The organism is Moorena sp. SIO4A1, from assembly GCF_010672065.1.
In the GTDB taxonomy this organism is placed as follows: Bacteria; Cyanobacteriota; Cyanobacteriia; order Cyanobacteriales; family Coleofasciculaceae; genus Moorena.
Genome location: NZ_JAAHHX010000007.1, coordinates 294100 through 311653 on the forward strand (window position 1 = coordinate 294100; position 17554 = coordinate 311653).

The following is a 17554-nucleotide window of genomic DNA, read 5'->3' on the forward strand; positions in this document are numbered from 1 at the left end:
ATCTATCCCTTAAACTATTGAAGTAATCGTAAATGAATGGTGGAAATCCCCCTGGTCAGATCCTCAAGCAGATACGGTTAGCACTGTGTCGTGCTTTCCCTAATAAACCTAAATTAGCAATGATGCTACGAGATCAATTTAATATAAATCTGGAAGACATAGCTCTTGGTGACAATTTGAATGAAATTGTTGACAAAGTAGTACAAGATTTTAAGATTAGGAATAGGCTAGGAAACTTACTTGATGGAGCACTTAACGAAAATCCAGGTAATTCTGAATTAAAAAAACTATATTCTCAAGAATTTAAAATTCCGCCTAGTTTACTAACCATCTTATTTCCTTTACCAAACAATATTATCGAACCAATCCAACAGGCTTATAAAGCTTGTTGTCCTAATCATTTCGATGATTGGGAATATGAACCCCTGGAAAGTTTAGCTAAAATTCTAGAAAATTTGCATGAGATAGCTCAAGGAACTGATAATGAAAAACCTATTGTACAATTTGTTGCTCGTTTATTAGAAACTGGAGATATTCCCGAGCCAACTGCTGAGAAACTCAAGCAATGGATAAGAGAAAATGCTAATAACCCTTCTGATTTATTACCTGAGAGTAGGAGTGACTCTCAAAATCATCAGCAACAAAATTTAGATGCACAACCTTATCTGCTTGTAAAGCTAGAATCCAGTAACCAATATCACCAACAACGTCAACCTAATTATTTAGTCTCAGCTTGGTTTATTTCTGACACAAGTAATTATGATTATTTACGAAATCATCAACACTGTAAATTTTTAGAGACTCCACCAGATGATGGAGAATCTGAACAAGATGTCTTCTCTCTTGAATACTTGCCCAAGTTAATAGAATTTTTTATAAATCAGTTAATTCACTATTCTAGGGAATATTACCGTCAACCAATTCTTGTATTTTTCTTACCTTATCAACTTCTGAACCATGAACTTGAAAGAATTGAAATTCAAGATGATGATGATTTGCCAATTCCAATTGGTAGTGAGTATTGCGTGATTTTTCGATCTGTAAAACGTTTACAAAAGTATCGTCATCAAGGCAAATGGTTAAATAAATGGACACAAATCCAAGATAATTGTGAAACATGCTTAACTAAATTTGCTTTTAGTAATTTTGATTATTGGAAGGAATTGTATGCTTATGTAGAACAAAAAGAGGCGATAGGTTTAAGATTACATCAACCTCCATGTGAGCAGATATTTAAAGTTATTGACCGGACGGCAATACCAGTTGTTTTATGGCTGAGGAAGAATGATTTTAAAACTATTAATTGTCAACAGGCTCTCGATCAATTACTCAATTGTCAAATAAATCAGCTTCGTGAAAAGGTAAAAGAACAACGGTTACAAGCTTTTCCCAAAGGCAATAAACAAGAACATATCGGACACCATCTTGCTCTTTTGTGGGAAGACCCCGATCTACTACCACCCCAGATTGACTATACAACCTTATGACTAATAACTCTTGGAAAATCTTTCGCGGAACTCCCGAACAACCCCACAAGGGCATTGAACGCCTTCCTGAGCCTCCTAGTTGGCGGAAATTTGACAAAAAAGGACGGGGTACAACCTATCAGACCAGGCCAGAGGAAATAGAGTTAGTCAATGCAGCGTTGTATCTGCGTCGTCCTTTATTAGTAACCGGAAAGCCAGGCACAGGAAAAACATCTTTGGCCTATGCAGTTGCTCAAGAGTTAGAATTAGGAAAGGTCTTACGCTGGAATATTACCACTCGCTCCCATTTACAGCAAGGACTTTATAGTTATGATGCCATTGGTAGATTACAAGATGCTCAAGGCAGCGGCAAGGATAATTTAAGGGAAATTGGTAAGTATATTCAATTGGGTCCCTTGGGAACAGCGTTACTATCCTCAACTAAGCCCAGGGTATTATTAATTGATGAAATGGATAAAAGCGATATTGATTTACCCAATGATTTATTGACTATTTTTGAAGAAGGAGAATTTGAAATCCAGGAATTAACACGAATCAGTGACCAGTTTCCAGACATTGTTGTCAAAACCTGGGATAATCAAACCACAACCATCCCCAGGGGAAAGGTAACCTGTGATGCCTTTCCCTTTGTAGTTCTGACCAGTAACGGAGAGAGGGAATTTCCCCCAGCTTTTTTACGACGCTGTTTACGATTAGATTTACGGGAACCAACTCCCAAGGAATTAGAAGCAATTGTCAAAGCTCACTTAGGGGATAGTCTTGAAGAAGCTGAACCGATTATTGAAACCTTTCTCAAGCGACGGCAGAAAGGAGACTTGGCTACAGACCAATTGCTCAACGCCATTTATATATTAACTAACACAGTTAATACAGAGGATGCTCCCATGGGTGACTCTCAAGACGAAGACGAAGACCAGAAAAAAGAAACGTTAATTGACCGATTGCTCCAGTACCTCAGTAGTACCTAAGGGATATGCTTCAAGAAGCGATCGCTATTCTACAACAAGCAGGATTTGATTTAACTGCTCGGGAAATAGCAGAAATTTTCTGGTTGGCTGTTCATCTAGACCAGCCCATAGACGAGTCAGAGGAACCACAGCCGCAATTACAAGCATCAACGGTATCCCAAGAGGAATTACAGCAACCCCCAAACCCAACTCCAGATATCTCAGAAGAATCGTCACCTGAAGACACAGAACCTCCTGCTGAGGTTGATCTTGCCTCTTCCAAACCTAAAAAGACTAAAGAAAGTGGAGAAGCAATTCCGATTAAAGTTCCAGCAGCCGTAGCATTGAGAAATACTCTGGCGTTGGGACGGGCACTTCGTCCGTTAATGCGGAAAGTCCCATCTGCTATAGAAACGATATTGGATGAAGAAGCTACTGTTTATCAAATTGCCGAATCAAACATTTGGCTACCAGTTCTGAAACCTGCTTCCGAACGATGGTTAGAGTTAGCGTTGGTGGTTGAAAAAACTAGTTCAACGGCGGTTTGGAAACAGACAATCATTGAACTGCAACATTTAGTAAAGCATCATGGTGCGTTTCGGGATGTACGCACGTGGGAATTAACAATTACTGAAACGGAAGAAATCAATAAACCCAAAGTAGACTTATTTCCTCAAACTAGCACGGGGGGGTATGATTCCACTCCCTATCCTCCCCAGGTATTAATTGATCCGAAGAAACAACGTTTAATTTTATTGATAAGTGATTGTATTTCTGTGGCTTGGCGCAGACAATTAATTCATCCAGTGCTAGAGTTGTGGGGACGCAATGGTTTACTTACTATCCTTCAGCTACTCCCTGAACGGCTTTGGGAACGCACGGCTTTAGGTTCAGAAACACCAGTGCAACTGCATTCTCTTAGTCCTGGAGTTGTCAATTCTCAGTTGATTGTTAAATCTTGGGATGAAGATGACATTGAACTTTTTTCAGAAGTCGAGAACAGGGAAGAAGAAACAGGGAACAGTAGTCAGAATAAATCCTCTATAAATGTTCCCGTGGTTACCTTAGAACCCTACCCGCTACTGGCCTGGTCACAGGTAATAGCTGGTCAGGGGAATGTTACCACAGTGGGGTTTAAATTTTATGTATCCGAAAACTCCCAAGCAGAGAGAAGAGAGCTAGATGGTAAACCCAGTCAACCCCAACTCACAGCAGAAGCATTAGTTAGTCGATTTCGTGCTACGGCTTCTCCTATGGCGCGTCGGTTAGCTGGATTAATGGCAGCTGCTCCCGTTAGTTTACCTGTAGTGCAACTAATTCAGCAAACCCTGCTACCAAAATCCGCACAAATTCATGTAGCGGAAGTGTTTATGAGTGGACTCCTCCAATCTATAACCCCTGTAGACCAAGATTCAAATCCCGATTATATTGAGTACGAATTTAAGCCAGGGCTAAAGGAGTTATTAGTAGATTCTGTACCCATTAGTAAAACCCTTTCAGTTCTTGATACAGTATCTGAGTTTGTTGCTGATCACTTAGGGTTATCAGTAAAGGACTTTGAAGCCCGTTTACTGACACCGGCAACTGCAAGTAATGATGGGTTAGAAGAAAAAATTCGTCCCTTTGCACACCTCAAGGCTCAAGTCTTAGGGCGATTAGGAGGGGAGTATGCTCGTTTGGCTGAACAACTGCTCAAAAATGAAGAGTTAGTAGAAGATACCAATAGTACAGAAGATGCCAATAGTGAGGATAATCGAACGGCTCCTAGCATATCAGAAATCCCTACTCCAGATCATCCTTCATCCCAAGACTATCTGCAATTCTTAGAGCAAGTATTGCAAGCAACCGTAGACAGCAAAGGGAACCCCAAAGTCGTCTACCCACTCCTGGAAGCAAACCTCAACAAACTCGATGATAACTTTCTCGATATCCTGCAAACCTGGGCAAGTGATAGATTCTCAGAATTGGAACCAGAAACAACAGAAGCTATTGCTAGAGTTATTGGGGAATTCAGCAGCCTGATCAGGGATTTTCCACTCGGTAATAAAGCCAGTAACATGGAAATCGCCATTGCTGGTTACCAAACAATTATAACAGTTTTTACCCGTGAGAGTAAATCGGAAACTTGGGCAACGATTCAAAACAACCTGGGCAATGCCTACCGTGACAGAATCCGTGGTGAGAGGGCATTGAATCTCGAAAAAGCGATTGCCCAATACCAACTAGCATTGTCAGTTTACACCAAACAAAACTTCCCGATCCAGTGGGCAGGGACTCAAAACAACCTGGGCAATGCCTACCGTGACAGAATCCGTGGTGAGAGGGCATTGAATCTCGAACGTGCTATTGAAGCATACCAACTAGCCTTGTCAGTTCGCACCAAATCAGACTTCCCCTATCATTGGGCACAAACTCAAAACAACCTGGGCTTAGCCTACAGAAACAGAATCCGCGACGACAGGGCATTGAATCTCGAACTAGCGATTGAAGCATACCAACGAGCCTTGTCAGTTTACACCAAATCAAACTTCCCTTACGATTGGGCACAGACTCAAAACAACCTGGGCATAGCCTACAGAAACAGAATTCGCAGCGACAGGGCATTGAATCTCGAACGTGCTATTGAAGCATACCAACTAGCCTTGTCAGTTTACACCAAATCAGACTTCCCCATCGATTGGGCAAGGACTCAAAACAACCTGGGCATAGCCTACAGAAACAGAATCCGCGACAACAGGGCATTGAATCTAGAACTAGCGATTGAAGCATACCAACTAGCCTTGTCAGTTTACACCAAATCAGACTTCCCCATCGATTGGGCAAGGACTCAAAACAACCTGGGCAATGCTTACCTTTACAGAATCTATCAGGATAGGGCTGATAATCTCGAAAATGCCATTGCCGCATACCAACAAGCTTTGACAGTTCGCACCAAATCAGACTTCCCCATCAATTGGGCAGTAACTCAAAACAACCTAGGCATAGCCTATCGTTACAGAATCCGTGGTGATAGGCAAGAGAATCTGAAACAAGCGATTGTTGCATACCAACTAGCATTGGAAGTTCACACCAAAGAAGCAAATCCCATTGAATGTCTCCGAACTTCCCGCAACTTACGCCACCTTCACTTTAAGCAAGGTAACTGGCAAACCGCTATTGATGCCTACCAACAAGCCATTGCTGCATTGCAACTCAGTCGCAGTTGGGCAATGAATGATCAACGCCGTCAAGAGATTATGGCAGAGGCAATAGCAGTTTATCAAAAACTGGTGCAAGCCTATATCAATATAGAACAATCGGATAAAGCGATAGAAACAGTCGAACGCAGCAAAGACCGCAACCTAGTGGAACTCCTCACCAACCGCGACCTTTATCCTAAAGGCAACGTTCCCCAAGAGATAATTACCGAGTTAGATCGACTGCGTCGAGAGATTCCATGGTAGTGATCAACATGTAGTGATGGCATAATCTAACCCAACAAACATTTATTGTAGTTATGAGCAAAATCCCAAATAGCTCTTAGGTGATTTTCCCGGTTTTTTGGCAATGCTTAGGTTTTTATAACTATATAATTTATCAAATAGGTGAGGTAGAGAACTTTGGTATTTTAGGGAATAGGAAATCTCTATTTTATGCACGCAGCGCTCTGCATACTTGCTCACTAGTAACCGCTAACTGATTTCCTAACCCTGGATTCTAAGTTGCTTTAGTCTAAAAAGCTAAAGGCATTGGCTAACCACTAAACCAGGTAGTGACAATGAGTATAACGATATGATTGTACAAGTTAATTTTACCATTTTCTAAAATCGCTCCATCCCGACTCCCTACTCCCTCAAATCCAAGACTTCATACCTCACCAAATTAGAACTCCTCTAACTATACCAATAAAAAAAAATCGGTCAAGTTGTGGTTAACCCCAATCCTTGACCGATTTCTATTGTGTAAGCCACCACAAATACAGCGGAGCTCAAATCTAGATACTGTTGATCAACGAATAAATTCCTCAGTGGTCAGTGGTCAGCTTTGTGGCACAGGCTTCCAGCCTGTGACCTAACCCATAAGCTGATAGCTGATAACTGATAACTGATCGCTTCAAAATAACCTCCACAATTCCTAGTCGCCAGGGCGTCAAAACCCTGGCAAAACCCTATCCTAGTCTACATAAAAATATCGAATCAAAAAGGTCATAACCTCACCAGGCTTTTCAGTAGGTTCTGGAGTGCTCCACTCGTCGGGATAGGCGTATTTAAGGGCATAGATGGCATTAATCGTATTCCGAACTTGTTCAGGAGAACCGATCAAAACGTACTTGACTTTCTTAGGTTTACGACCAGGGTTTTCAGGAGTTTGATTGTCATCGGAGTTAGGCGGAATGTTTTTTGTCATGATCAACAGTATCCTTAAATGGTGTACATTATTAATATATAAATAAATTAATCCAATGTCAAGGGGTTTAGGAATTTTTTTTATTACGAAATTTAAAATTGCTATAATAGTAAATAGGACATAAATAAGAGATTTATGTGGTTAGTATGGGGAGGGTATTTAGTGTGGTAATTTTGGTAAAAATATTAGAATTTTAGCCCAATTACAAACGCAATTGCTCCTACTCCCTACTCCCTGCTCCCTTCTCCCTGCTCCCTGCTCCCTACTCCCTATTCCCTACTCCCGACTCCCTACTCCCTATCCCCTAAACTAAAACTGTAGATGGAGGATTTTAAGCATGGCTAATTTAACGGTCAAAGATTTAGAAACGCTGCAAGCACAGCATCCTGATTATCAGATAGAATTAATAGGGGGAGAAATTATTTTTATGAGTCCTTCAGGGTTAGAATCCGATGAAGTAGCCATAGAAATCGCTGCTCAACTTCGTAACTGGGTAAGACCCCGCAAATTAGGAAGAGTTTCTGGTTCTAGTGGTGGTTTTCGCTTACCGAATAAAGATGGGGATGTTCGTGCCCCGGATGCGTCTTTTATCTTAGCTGAACGTCTACCTCGCACTACGGAAGATTACGCCGAATTAGTCCCTGATTTGACATTTGAGGTAAAATCTAAAAGCGATAGCCTACCAAAATTGCGCCAGAAGATACAGCAATTTCTGGAATTGGGAACTACAGTTGGGGTGTTAGTAGATCCGAGAACTCGCACGATGGAAGTTTATCGCCTCAATCAGGATAAAGTTGTGCTGGGGGATGGGGATGTGCTGCAAGTACCAGAATTGCTTCCTGGTTGGGAATTACCTATTGTTGAAGTGTGGGCACCGGAGTTTGATTGAGTATAGACAAGGGAACAGGGAATAGGGAATAGGGAAGAGGCAATAGGCAATAGGCAATAGGCAATAGGCAATAGGCAAGAGTGAGATTATAAAGTAGGGTGGGCAAAGTAATATAATCATTAATACTCAACAAAACCAAACTGTTTTTGCCCACCCTACTACTCTCCCCGATTCCCTGTTCCCTATTCCCTGTTCCCTATATAAACCTGTAAAACCATGAGATTCATCAGCCCGAAAACTGACTTTGCTTTCAAGAAAATCTTTGGCTCAGATCAGAGTAAGGATATTCTGATTTCCTTCCTCAATGCCATGATATACTCTGGTAATTCCGTCATCCAGGATTTAGAAATTATTGATTCCTATAGTGACGAGTATTTGGTAAATTTCAAAGATACTTATCTGGATGTTAAGGCAGTATTAGAGGATGAAACGACTGTCCTGATTGAAGTGCAAATCTGGAATGTAAAGGATTTCGAGAAGCGAGTGGTTTATAACTTGTGCCAAACCTATGGAAATCAACTTAAATCGGGAAAGATATATTTCGATATCAATCCAGTCATTGCTTTAACCATAACCGATTTTAAGTTATTCCCCTCAACCGAAAAAGTCATTAGCTGTTTTTACTTTCAAGAAGAAGAAGACCACTTGCCTTATCAGGAAAATGAATTAAAGTTGGTGTTTGTGGAACTCCCTAAATTTACTAAGCAACTGGAAGACTTGGAAAGTGTGATCGATAAGTGGATCTTTTTTATCAAAGAAGCACCCAACTTAGAAATCATTCCTGACCAGCTCAAAGAAATCCCACAGCTAGAACAAGCTTTAACAATAGCGAATCAAGCGGGGTTTAGTGAGTCAGAATTGGAAAAGATTTGGAAACAGGAAATGGCCTTGTGGGACTGGCGAGGTGCATTGAATTTTGCGAAAAGGGAAGGACGAGAAGAAGGACGAGAAGAAATAAGGCTAGAAGGACGAGAACAAGGTAGACTTGAAGGAAAATACCAGATTGCTAAACAGATGAAGGCCGCTGGGTTACCCCTGAGTGATATTGCTCAATATACGGGGTTGACTATCGATGAAATTAATCAGTTGTCCTAAGAGAGAAAGAAAAAGTTCAAAAAAATACCAATTAACGTAGGGTGGGCAAAATAGCAGGGCTATTTCATTCTAAATATAAACAAGATATGGTATAATTGAGCGCAAATTTAGTCTAATCCATCTACTCTTGTGTCTCAAATCGCAATTATAGAAGCCTTTGCAGAGCTCGAAGACCCTCGTCCATGCCGCCAGATTGTTCCGACCCCGTTGGCATGCTCCTTTAACCAACCAAAAATGAGAAATATTGTGGAAAACAAGTCCAATCACTTTAGCTTCGTTGGTTTTCCTGATTTAGATGCGATTGCCCTGGGGTAAGAAGGCATTTGCTGTCACTTCATTGAATAAGATTGTATTAGTTTCAGTAGCAGCAATTAAATAGTAATTCAAAGCCTAATAGAGATGGTTTAGAGCTTTTTGTTGTGAGGGTGAAGCCGCTTCATAGAGGGGGGTACCGTACAGCAGTGAAAGCTCAGGTTCACCCCAGTAATAATCGCTATTGCTGCTATAGTCGAAGTTTTTATACAACTGCTCTATTTTTTCGGTGTAATCCGACTCAGTGTTACGCCGATAATTAACATCCATCAGCTTAAGATTCTTGCGACCATGGACAACTTTTTCTGATGGAGTTGAAAATTGACTTCCTTTTTCTGGTGCTTTATGGGTTTTTAGCATACTATTATCCTTAGGACAAAATTTACGTAATCTACGTAATCTATAAGTTAGATGGTCTCCAGTACCCTGCAGTAGTGTTCATAGTAAACGTGGCAATTGGTAATGGGTAATGGATCAATAGTAATTACAATTACCAATTACTAATTACCAATTACTAAGCTTGACAATATCAATAATTAAAAATTACCAATTTAGGAAAGAGGAACTGGGCGATACTGACTGTAGTAATCTGGCATTTGGAGTCCTTGAATTTTCAAACTTTGTATTCGGTGTAAAAATGCAGCCCCATTCATGATGTGGTGAGCCACATCAACCACACTGCGATTATTTGGAGCAGCGAGGTAAGACCCTTGCACCCAGTTATTAAAGCTGCCCATTGCAGGTCCGCACCAAATCTGATAATCGATTTCTCTGCCTTTCTCCCCTGACTTCGACCAACGCGATGACAATCCTAGGTACCAGCGAAAAATCAGAGCCATTTTTACCTTAGGATTATTGGCAGCTTGTTTTATTTTATCAGGATTTCGTTGGGATATATAAGCTATTGTATCCTCCCAGATAGCTTCGATTTTTCTCTTGAAAATTTGTTTTTCCAGTTTTTCTCTTTCCTGGATAGGAATCGCTTCAATCGAGTCATAGCTTCTATATAACTCAAAGAGTTTCTGCGCCCGTAGGGGGAAGAGGGTACCTTTTTTGAGGACTTGAAGTTTTACCCCCATTTCAAACATATCTGCTGCTGGAGCCATGGTGACATCAGTCATATCAGCTTTAGCCAACACTTCCTTAGTATGTTGAGAGGTTCCAGCTTCAAGGCAAGACTGATTAATAGAGCCAGTCACAACATAAGCCGCACCCATCATAAAAGCAGCTAAGGCTGATTGTGGCGTACCAATCCCACCAGCAGCTCCAACTCTAATGGGGTTTTCATAACCATATTTTTCCTGAATTTCATCCCTCAAGTCCAAGATAGAAGGTAACAGACAAACCAAAGATCGATTATCTGTATGACCACCTGAATCAGCTTCTACGGTGATATCGTCTGCCATGGGAACTTTTTCTGCCAAAGTTGCCTGTAACTCACTGATTAATCCCTGTTCAACGAGTTTTTTAAGAATTTGTCTTGGAGCAGGTTGGAGAAATTTGGCAGCAACTTCTCTTCTGGAGATTTTAGCAATAACTTTATTTTTGATTTCGATTTGATTAGCTGTATTGAGTCCCAATCCAGCAGCTCGATAATAAACAATGTTGGGAGTTAAATCTAGAAATGCAGAGGCTTCTACAGTTTTAACACCATAATTGAGGAATAGATCAACAGCATGGCGTTCAATCGCAGGTTCACTGGGACTATGAATTAAATTAAAGGCGTAGGGACCTTGGGGTAAGGCCTGTTGAATACGCTTAATAGCTGCTTCCAGGCGGGAAGGACTTAATCCGCCAGCACCAAATGAACTCAAAATTTTCTCTTTGCCGAGAGCAATGACCATCTCCTCAGATGCAATTCCACCAGCCATCGCTCCAGTAACATAGGCAGATTTCACCCCATGAAAGGATAAAAAACTGGGATCGCCTAACTGTTGAATTTGTATTGGTGGAACTGCCATCAGCAGTTCTACTTGAGAGCTCTTGCCATTTTCCGAAGGATACCAGTAGCCTTCTTGGGTTATGCCAATCTGTCCTTGGGATCTAACGATATAACAGGACTTCTCTAAATCTAGCAGTTTAGCCTTAATTCCTCGATCATCAAATGCTATCTCATCCAAAGACCCTTTCCAACCTTGATTTTGACCATAAAAACAATTAAAAAATCCGATTTTATGATCCTTTTGATTATTATTTTTGCTTAGAGGTTTATCTAAACAAATGAATGCTTTAGAGCTAGTTTTAGTCATTATAATACAGCTTTTTTCAATTAATTATTAGAAGTCCATTACAGTTACCTGTCAAAACTTTGGTAATATCAAGTCCGATAGCTTATTTTAATTGGGTTTTAACGCTACCAGACTTGATATCAAATCAGGCTAGTTCAGGACTTACGTAAAGACACCAGATATGGAGTATAGTATGATCAGGCTAAATTCATAACTAAAGAAGGTTTTTGAAGTTCTTTAGTTAAATATGAAGATAAACTTTGGTGCTTAATTTTATAAACTGTACATTGATTCAAGTAAGCTAGTTTTTTCATAAAATTCCACACCAAAATGGCACAAGCAATATGGTTTCTTTGGATTCGAGATTTACGACACTGACAAGATTGTATGCCAGTCAATTGTTTAAGTTCCCGGTGAAACTCCTCTATTTTCCAACGATAAGAACAAGTTTATTTTACCTGTTCAATATCTGAGGCAGTTAATTCATTTGTGGCAATGTATTCCGTTCTATTGGTAGAAATAGTAACCCGAAATAACTTCACCTTTTTCTGGGAAGGAAACTTTTTTATTTTGAGCAATTTTCCTTGTTTAACATCTAAATCACTCCACTCCAATGAGTCAATTCTTTTGTATTTTTCTTTACCTCCTGTTTCATCCACCAATCGATTCTTTTTTAAAGGACAGTAGTAGATTTTTTTCCAGTTATCAATTAACGCCATTAGTCTTTGAGTGGCATACCAACTATCCATTAATACCCTTTTAAAGGGGAGTTTCTTATGAAACACAACATTTCTGAGTATATCTTCTACATGGTCTAGTTTAGTTTTTCCATCCTCTTCTGGAGCATATATACGGTAATCTATTACCCAAAATTTCCCAGTTTTAATATTAACATATATACAAGTTACTACTCCTATTCCTCGAACCACACTATGAGTATTACCACTGTATTGTTTTCGCACCAATTCTATTTTATTTGAAGGGTTTTTATCCAACACTGTATCGTCAAATACTAGATAGCCGTCGTCATCTAATTCAATAGATTCTTTGACATTTAACCACAAGGTTTTGGGAGTAATTTTTTCGGTTTTTAAATATCGGTTAATTTGAGCATGACTTAGTTTGGGAAGATGCTCTGCCAAATTAGTTATGGTGTAATTGTTTTGGCTACTCAACAAATATTGACAGTAATCTAGCTTGTCCAATCTTTATTACCATTATTTTTTTAGTTGGTTTCTCCCTTGATCTTATCATTTACTTTATCTGTTTTTACCGTTTAGGGATTGATTTTCTTTTTTATCGGCTTTACACGCTATATATAGCGTGCTTGCGTAAGTCCTGTAGTTAAAAGAGCCCACTGGTCCATGGTATTTAACTCAGGGACGCCCCTTGGACAGGAGTCGGAACTGTCCGTATTATGATTCAGAATCAAGCAACTGCTTTGAAAACGTTACTTGGTGCTGAATAATGTCGCCAATTTGCTTCAATGATTCTTGTTGATTCCTTAAAAAAGCAGCATGGTTTTTGGTGATGTGAGATGTATTATAACTCAGTTTTTTATACTGATTTTTGTATAATTCGCTGAAGTTTACTCCCAGCATCAAATTGTTACTGTTTTGGGCTAACTCTAGACTGTGATTATTCTCCAGCGGTATTTTAAGAGGCGGCTGACCAGAGTTAATTTCTTCGGAGGTTATAACGCTGTAATTTAAAGAAATATTAGCACTATTTTCAGGGTTGATGAGAGTCTTTTTAAGAGTTGGTGAAGTTACAGGTTTAGATGGTTTAAAATTGAGCAAAGTTTGTGGATGTTCCGAAGTCTGATGAATCAGGACTTTTGATGATAGAGCTTCGGCTATTTCCTGGTTAGTATTGGTCAAAATGGTGGACTTAATCGGGCTCCCACCCAAGGTTATAGTTTTAACCATTGAGCGCTGTTTCCCGGAATTTTCTGGTTCCTGAGTATACAGTGGCGACAAATCCAGAGAGACGTGATGACTAACTAGTTTTGCCAAGGCTTTGACAATAGAGGTATGGTCGTTTGAACCTCTTTTATTGAGGGAAACTGTGACATGTTCCTGATCCTTGAGGTTTTCACCAATCCATCTAGAACAAGTACTGCCAGCGCCTACCTCCACAAAGATCTTGGCTCCATTCTCGTAGACTTGGTTAATTAGCCGACGAAAATCGAGGGGCTGACAAAGACCCTTGGCGATCGCGTGACCAATAGCATGACTCTCAAGGGTAATGGGTTTGTAGTCGGCTGCGGAATAAAAAATAGTATCTGGTTGACTGGAGATAGGTAAACTTGTGAGTCTAGCAAGTTCATGGTATTCAGAAGCCATGGCGTCACAATGAAGTACATCATCGGCAGGAGCACGGAAGGCATCGCATTTGAGAGTGTCAATCATCCTCCGACAAGCTTGAGGATCACCAGCAATTACCACTTCTTTTGGCGTATTGATATGAGTAAGATAGACGCGATTCTCATGTTTGAGATATTCCACAACTTGGGATACCGGAGTCATCAGAACATAGGTACTCCAAATTTGTTCGTGCTGATCATCGTTGCCTTGGGGTAATCCCCAATACTCACGAACTGCGTTTTTAGGACCAGACAGTCTTCTGCGAAATATCTCAGAGGAGCTTAAGCCATCGATAGCTTGATCATAGTTACTCCAGACCGACTGACCAATCATCATACTAAGTTCCCCTAGGCTGTACCCAAAGGTAGATTGAGCCTGAACTTGGAAATAATCCCTCATGATTATGGTCAAGAGTCTAACAAAGCCCATTCCAGAGATGAGCATGCTATGGGAATCATCTAACAGTTGCTTTTCAAGGACTTCGACTTGCTTTCTGGATAGGGAATTTAAGCTCCTTGGATAAAAAAGTCTTTCCCTGAGCATCGAAGCCATACTGGCGATATGTTTATCTACCTCCTCGTAGACTTTGGGAAACAGTCGAAAAATATTCTGACCTAGTCCGATATAGGAATTAAAAGCACCAGGATAAACAAATGCAACGGTACCCCGTTTAGCCAGTGGTTTAGCTGTAAAATAGCTTCCCATAGGGGTTTGCCAGTCTTTACCTGTATCAAAAGCTTTGGGAATCCCTTTAATTGCACGCTGGATCTCTCGTTTTAATTCATCGTTGTTGTGTCCAAGAATTGCCAGGGTATAAGCGGCCTGAGAACGTTTTTTAAATGTGGCAAAGGTTTGGCGAGCAGCAGTAGATAGAGAAACACTATTTTCGATAGTTTGTTCTAAATTATGGAGCTGCTCGAGTAACTCCGATTGACCATCAGCAGCAATGGGAAACAGATAAAACGGTGTTTGCTCCAAATAGTTGCTGTTGCGATCGCACTGACTCTGTTCCTCTGACAAAATTATATGGGCATAAGTCCCATCCATTCCCATACCGTTAATTGCTGCTACTCGTTTGGTGCTCTCTGGTTCTAAAAACCAAGCTCTTGATGCACTTGCCACATAAAATGGACTACCTTGCCAAACCTCAGGCATTTTAGGACCAGTCCATTGAGGTGTTGCTGGAATATATCGGTGATAGAGACAGAGTGCCGTTTTGATTAAGCTAGCAATTCCTGAAGCAGCATAGGTATGACCAATATTTGCCTTGACACTACCTATGGCACAACTTAAATCAGCCTTAACAGTTTGATAGGCTTGGGTTAATCCGCAAATCTCTGCCTCATCCTCCTGAGCTACTCCACTACCAAACACCTCTAAATAGCCAATATCCCCAGGTGTGATGTCTGCTTGAGTATGAGCCTGTTGACACGCTTGTATGACAGCTTCAGCCAGAGGCGGTTGCGGGAAGGGATTGACCTGGTCTGATGCGTCACGGGCTTGTACCAAACTCATAGCATCAATCACTGCATAAATACGGTCTTGCTCCTGCTTGACTGTATCAAGACGCTTTAAAACCACAGCGCCAGCCCCTTCACCAACCATCCAGCCATTAGTGTTTTGGTCGTAACTGAGGGTATTGACTCCTGTGTTGACCTTTGCCAATTGGTTTCGCAACAAAACATTTTCCACACTGCCAGCTAGGTCAACAGCACCCACAACCACCGCATCTACCTCCCCAGCAGCGAGTAATAGTTGTGCCGTTTCTAGAGCTTTGAAGGTGGAATTTTCCCCAGCACCGAGGGTGAAGGAAAGCCCGTTGAAATCCCACAGAGCAGAAATACGACTGGCTGTGATCACACCGAGGTAACCGAGATAGTCACTGGTTTTTGCCTGGTGGTGGATGCTATCTTTAACAATGCTTTCTAAGGTATCGATAGCTTCGGAGGTTGAGGATTGATTCGTATCAACAAAACCTTCTTTGAGTTGCCAAGACAGATGCCATCGCTGCTGAAGCTGATGACCAGAAAGTTCGGTTTCTGCAGCGATAATCACTGCCACATTTCCCCCCTCACTTAGTCCTGCATCTTTGATAGCACGCTCGGTTACCTTAAGCATTAGCAGTTGTTGAGGGTTGAGTGTCTCTGCTTCATTGGGCGGTATCTTAAACCGTAATGTATCAATGTCAAAATCTTGGATGTAAGCGCCTAAGGGTGCTTTACCATCTGTCAAGCCATAGTGCTTGAGCAATTGCTTTTGGTCGTCGATTCCCTTCCAGCGTTGCTTAGGAAGGGGCATAAAATGCTGGGTTCCATCATAAATACTACGCTCAAACCCATCCAAGCCATCACAAGAGCCAAAAAAGCTGTCCATGCCCACAATCGCCATCTTAGTAGCCGGCACCGGTGTAGAGGCTTCCGGTTCAAAATCAGGAATTTCTTCGACCTGAGTGGATTGCTCAAGAATCAAATGAGCATTATTTCCGCCAAAACCGAAGGCATTGATGGCTGCGCGTTTAAGCGGTTTATTGTTCGGCCAGGGAGTTGCAGCTCGAACCACTTGCTCCGCTGCAATCACATTATTAGGAGAGCTGAGGGGAGTCGTTATATTAATGGTCGGGGGTATTACACCCTTAGACATACTCAAAATGACTTTAATCATGCTAGCCATACCAGCAGCAGTTAGCAGGTGACCCAAATTAGATTTGACAGAACCCACCAGCATAGATGCTTGATGCTGACCAAAGAAGGTATCTACAGAGCCTAATTCAGTGGTATCACCAAGGAAAGTACCAGTAGCATGGCATTCTAAGTAATCGATGCTCTTTGGACTAATGTTTGCCTCAGCATAAGCTCGTTTATAAGCTAAAATTTGGCCTCGGGGGTTCGGACTCAGCAGGTGCTTTCCCCGACCATCATTGGATAATCCGTTACCACAGATTGTGGCATAAATTTGATCACCATCTCGAATCGCGTCACTGTAGCGCTTGAGCACCACCATACCAATCCCATCGGCTGGGGTTAGACCTTTGGAAGATTGATCTAAGGGTCGGCTGATATCATGTTCAGGGTAACCCTGAACACCAGAAAATAGCATGCGAACATAAATTGGATCGGCATGACTAATGGCTCCCGCTAACATCAAATCAGCTTTGTGGGATAGTAGGTAATGACTTGCCAATTTCACAGCATACAGTGATGAGGAACAGGCCGAGTCTAGGGTATAGTTAATATCGGATAGAGAAAAAGCTTGGGCGACTAACGCTGAGAGCACCCCAGAGTTCATCCCATTATACAGAGATAATTTGGCAGATTTCGGTAATTTTGCCAACTGAAAGTTTTGATTCTGCAAAAGCTCCCTAAGTGCAGCTTCGATAGTGTGCTGATAAATCGATCCAAAGAGTTCATTCGAGAGTGGAGTAAGGCTTGAGAGATTACCCAAAATTACACCACACTTTGAGAGCACACTGTCATTGCTCAAATAATTACTGTCTTGTAGTGCTTGTTTGGCAACATACAGGCACCTTTGGAAGAGAGGATCTAACCCTTCCAGAAGTTCTGACGGCAAGTTGTATCCAGTGACATCGAACGTAAAATCTCGGATATATCCTCCCATTAAGGAGTAGGTTTTATCCGGTTTATTTTTTAATGGATTAAAAAATTTTTCCGGATCAATTCCCATATCCTCTTCAGTTAATAAGGAAGTGGAATCTTTTTGGGTAATCAGATTCTGCCAGAATTCTTCTGGAGTTTTGGCATCAGGGAAAAGGCAAGATAATCCAATTATTGCTATTTTATCCATAGATAATTTGTAAGAAAGAAAATAATCAGTTTAAAAAAATGAT

The 17554-nt window shown here is 41.1% G+C and carries 11 protein-coding genes and 1 pseudogene; 6 read left to right on the forward strand and 6 right to left on the reverse strand.

Features of this window, described 5'->3' with window-relative positions; all coding sequences use genetic code 11:
- Positions 1-32 precede the first annotated feature (32 nt).
- The 3 genes from F6K53_RS07945 to F6K53_RS07955 are packed head-to-tail and all read left to right on the forward strand — an operon-like array spanning position 33 to position 5877.
- Complete coding sequence (locus F6K53_RS07945) at positions 33-1487, forward strand: effector-associated domain EAD1-containing protein (RefSeq protein ID WP_293066172.1); 1455 nt, start codon at positions 33-35, stop codon at positions 1485-1487.
- A complete protein-coding gene (locus F6K53_RS07950; RefSeq protein WP_293066175.1) occupies positions 1484-2455 on the forward strand; it encodes a MoxR family ATPase in 972 nt (323 codons plus the stop codon). Before F6K53_RS07945 ends, F6K53_RS07950 begins: the two co-directional genes overlap by 4 nt.
- A 5-nt stretch (positions 2456-2460) precedes the next feature.
- The gene (locus F6K53_RS07955) at positions 2461-5877 is read left to right on the forward strand and encodes a tetratricopeptide repeat-containing protein (protein WP_293066178.1); all 3417 of its coding nucleotides are present in this window, start codon (positions 2461-2463) and stop codon (positions 5875-5877) included.
- 709 nt (positions 5878-6586) lie between these two features.
- Here the strand turns inward: F6K53_RS07955 and F6K53_RS07960 are convergent.
- Positions 6587-6820, reverse strand: coding sequence for a hypothetical protein (locus F6K53_RS07960; RefSeq protein WP_293038082.1), 234 nt, complete (start codon positions 6818-6820; stop codon positions 6587-6589).
- 337 nt (positions 6821-7157) lie between these two features.
- Between F6K53_RS07960 and F6K53_RS07965 the strand changes: the two genes are divergently transcribed.
- On the forward strand, positions 7158-7709 hold the full coding sequence (locus tag F6K53_RS07965; protein WP_293066181.1) for a Uma2 family endonuclease: 552 nt from the start codon (positions 7158-7160) through the stop codon (positions 7707-7709).
- Here the strand turns inward: F6K53_RS07965 and F6K53_RS07970 are convergent.
- On the reverse strand, positions 7675-7863 hold the full coding sequence (locus tag F6K53_RS07970) for a hypothetical protein (protein WP_158069450.1): 189 nt from the start codon (positions 7861-7863) through the stop codon (positions 7675-7677). The two genes, F6K53_RS07965 and F6K53_RS07970, sit on opposite strands and share 35 nt — an antisense overlap.
- A 62-nt stretch (positions 7864-7925) precedes the next feature.
- Between F6K53_RS07970 and F6K53_RS07975 the strand changes: the two genes are divergently transcribed.
- Together F6K53_RS07975 and F6K53_RS07980 are read left to right on the forward strand one after the other, a co-directional pair.
- Positions 7926-8804 carry an Rpn family recombination-promoting nuclease/putative transposase gene (locus F6K53_RS07975; protein WP_293066184.1) on the forward strand — a complete coding sequence of 293 codons (879 nt, stop codon included), beginning with the start codon at positions 7926-7928 and terminating at the stop codon, positions 8802-8804.
- 129 nt (positions 8805-8933) lie between these two features.
- Complete coding sequence (locus F6K53_RS07980) at positions 8934-9119, forward strand: hypothetical protein (RefSeq protein ID WP_293080323.1); 186 nt, start codon at positions 8934-8936, stop codon at positions 9117-9119.
- Positions 9120-9194: 75 nt separating this feature from the next.
- Here the strand turns inward: F6K53_RS07980 and F6K53_RS07985 are convergent, their stop codons facing one another.
- The 4 genes and pseudogenes from F6K53_RS07985 to F6K53_RS08000 all read right to left on the reverse strand — a co-directional run bounded on the left by F6K53_RS07985 (position 9195) and on the right by F6K53_RS08000 (position 17511).
- Positions 9195-9476, reverse strand: coding sequence for a hypothetical protein (locus tag F6K53_RS07985; RefSeq protein ID WP_293064425.1), 282 nt, complete (start codon positions 9474-9476; stop codon positions 9195-9197).
- A gap of 191 nt (positions 9477-9667) precedes the next feature.
- Complete coding sequence (locus F6K53_RS07990; RefSeq protein WP_293064422.1) at positions 9668-11365, reverse strand: PfaD family polyunsaturated fatty acid/polyketide biosynthesis protein; 1698 nt, start codon at positions 11363-11365, stop codon at positions 9668-9670.
- 176 nt (positions 11366-11541) lie between these two features.
- Positions 11542-12549 (reverse strand): annotated as a pseudogene (locus F6K53_RS07995) (transposase).
- A gap of 210 nt (positions 12550-12759) precedes the next feature.
- Positions 12760-17511 carry a PfaB family protein gene (locus tag F6K53_RS08000; RefSeq protein ID WP_293064419.1) on the reverse strand — a complete coding sequence of 1584 codons (4752 nt, stop codon included), beginning with the start codon at positions 17509-17511 and terminating at the stop codon, positions 12760-12762.
- Positions 17512-17554: the final 43 nt, after the last annotated feature.

What these genes read in the sequence shown, in the direction of transcription:
- F6K53_RS07975 (WP_293066184.1), top strand. Translation starts at nt 7,926, where the DNA reads ATGAGATTCATCAGCCCGAAAACTGACTTTGCTTTCAAGAAAATCTTT.
- F6K53_RS07965 (WP_293066181.1), top strand. Translation starts at nt 7,158, where the DNA reads ATGGCTAATTTAACGGTCAAAGATTTAGAAACGCTGCAAGCACAGCAT.
- F6K53_RS07990 (WP_293064422.1), bottom strand. Translation starts at nt 11,365, where the DNA reads ATGACTAAAACTAGCTCTAAAGCATTCATTTGTTTAGATAAACCTCTA.
- F6K53_RS07960 (WP_293038082.1), bottom strand. Translation starts at nt 6,820, where the DNA reads ATGACAAAAAACATTCCGCCTAACTCCGATGACAATCAAACTCCTGAA.
- F6K53_RS07945 (WP_293066172.1), top strand. Translation starts at nt 33, where the DNA reads ATGAATGGTGGAAATCCCCCTGGTCAGATCCTCAAGCAGATACGGTTA.
- F6K53_RS07950 (WP_293066175.1), top strand. Translation starts at nt 1,484, where the DNA reads ATGACTAATAACTCTTGGAAAATCTTTCGCGGAACTCCCGAACAACCC.
- F6K53_RS07955 (WP_293066178.1), top strand. Translation starts at nt 2,461, where the DNA reads ATGCTTCAAGAAGCGATCGCTATTCTACAACAAGCAGGATTTGATTTA.
- F6K53_RS07985 (WP_293064425.1), bottom strand. Translation starts at nt 9,476, where the DNA reads ATGCTAAAAACCCATAAAGCACCAGAAAAAGGAAGTCAATTTTCAACT.
- F6K53_RS08000 (WP_293064419.1), bottom strand. Translation starts at nt 17,511, where the DNA reads ATGGATAAAATAGCAATAATTGGATTATCTTGCCTTTTCCCTGATGCC.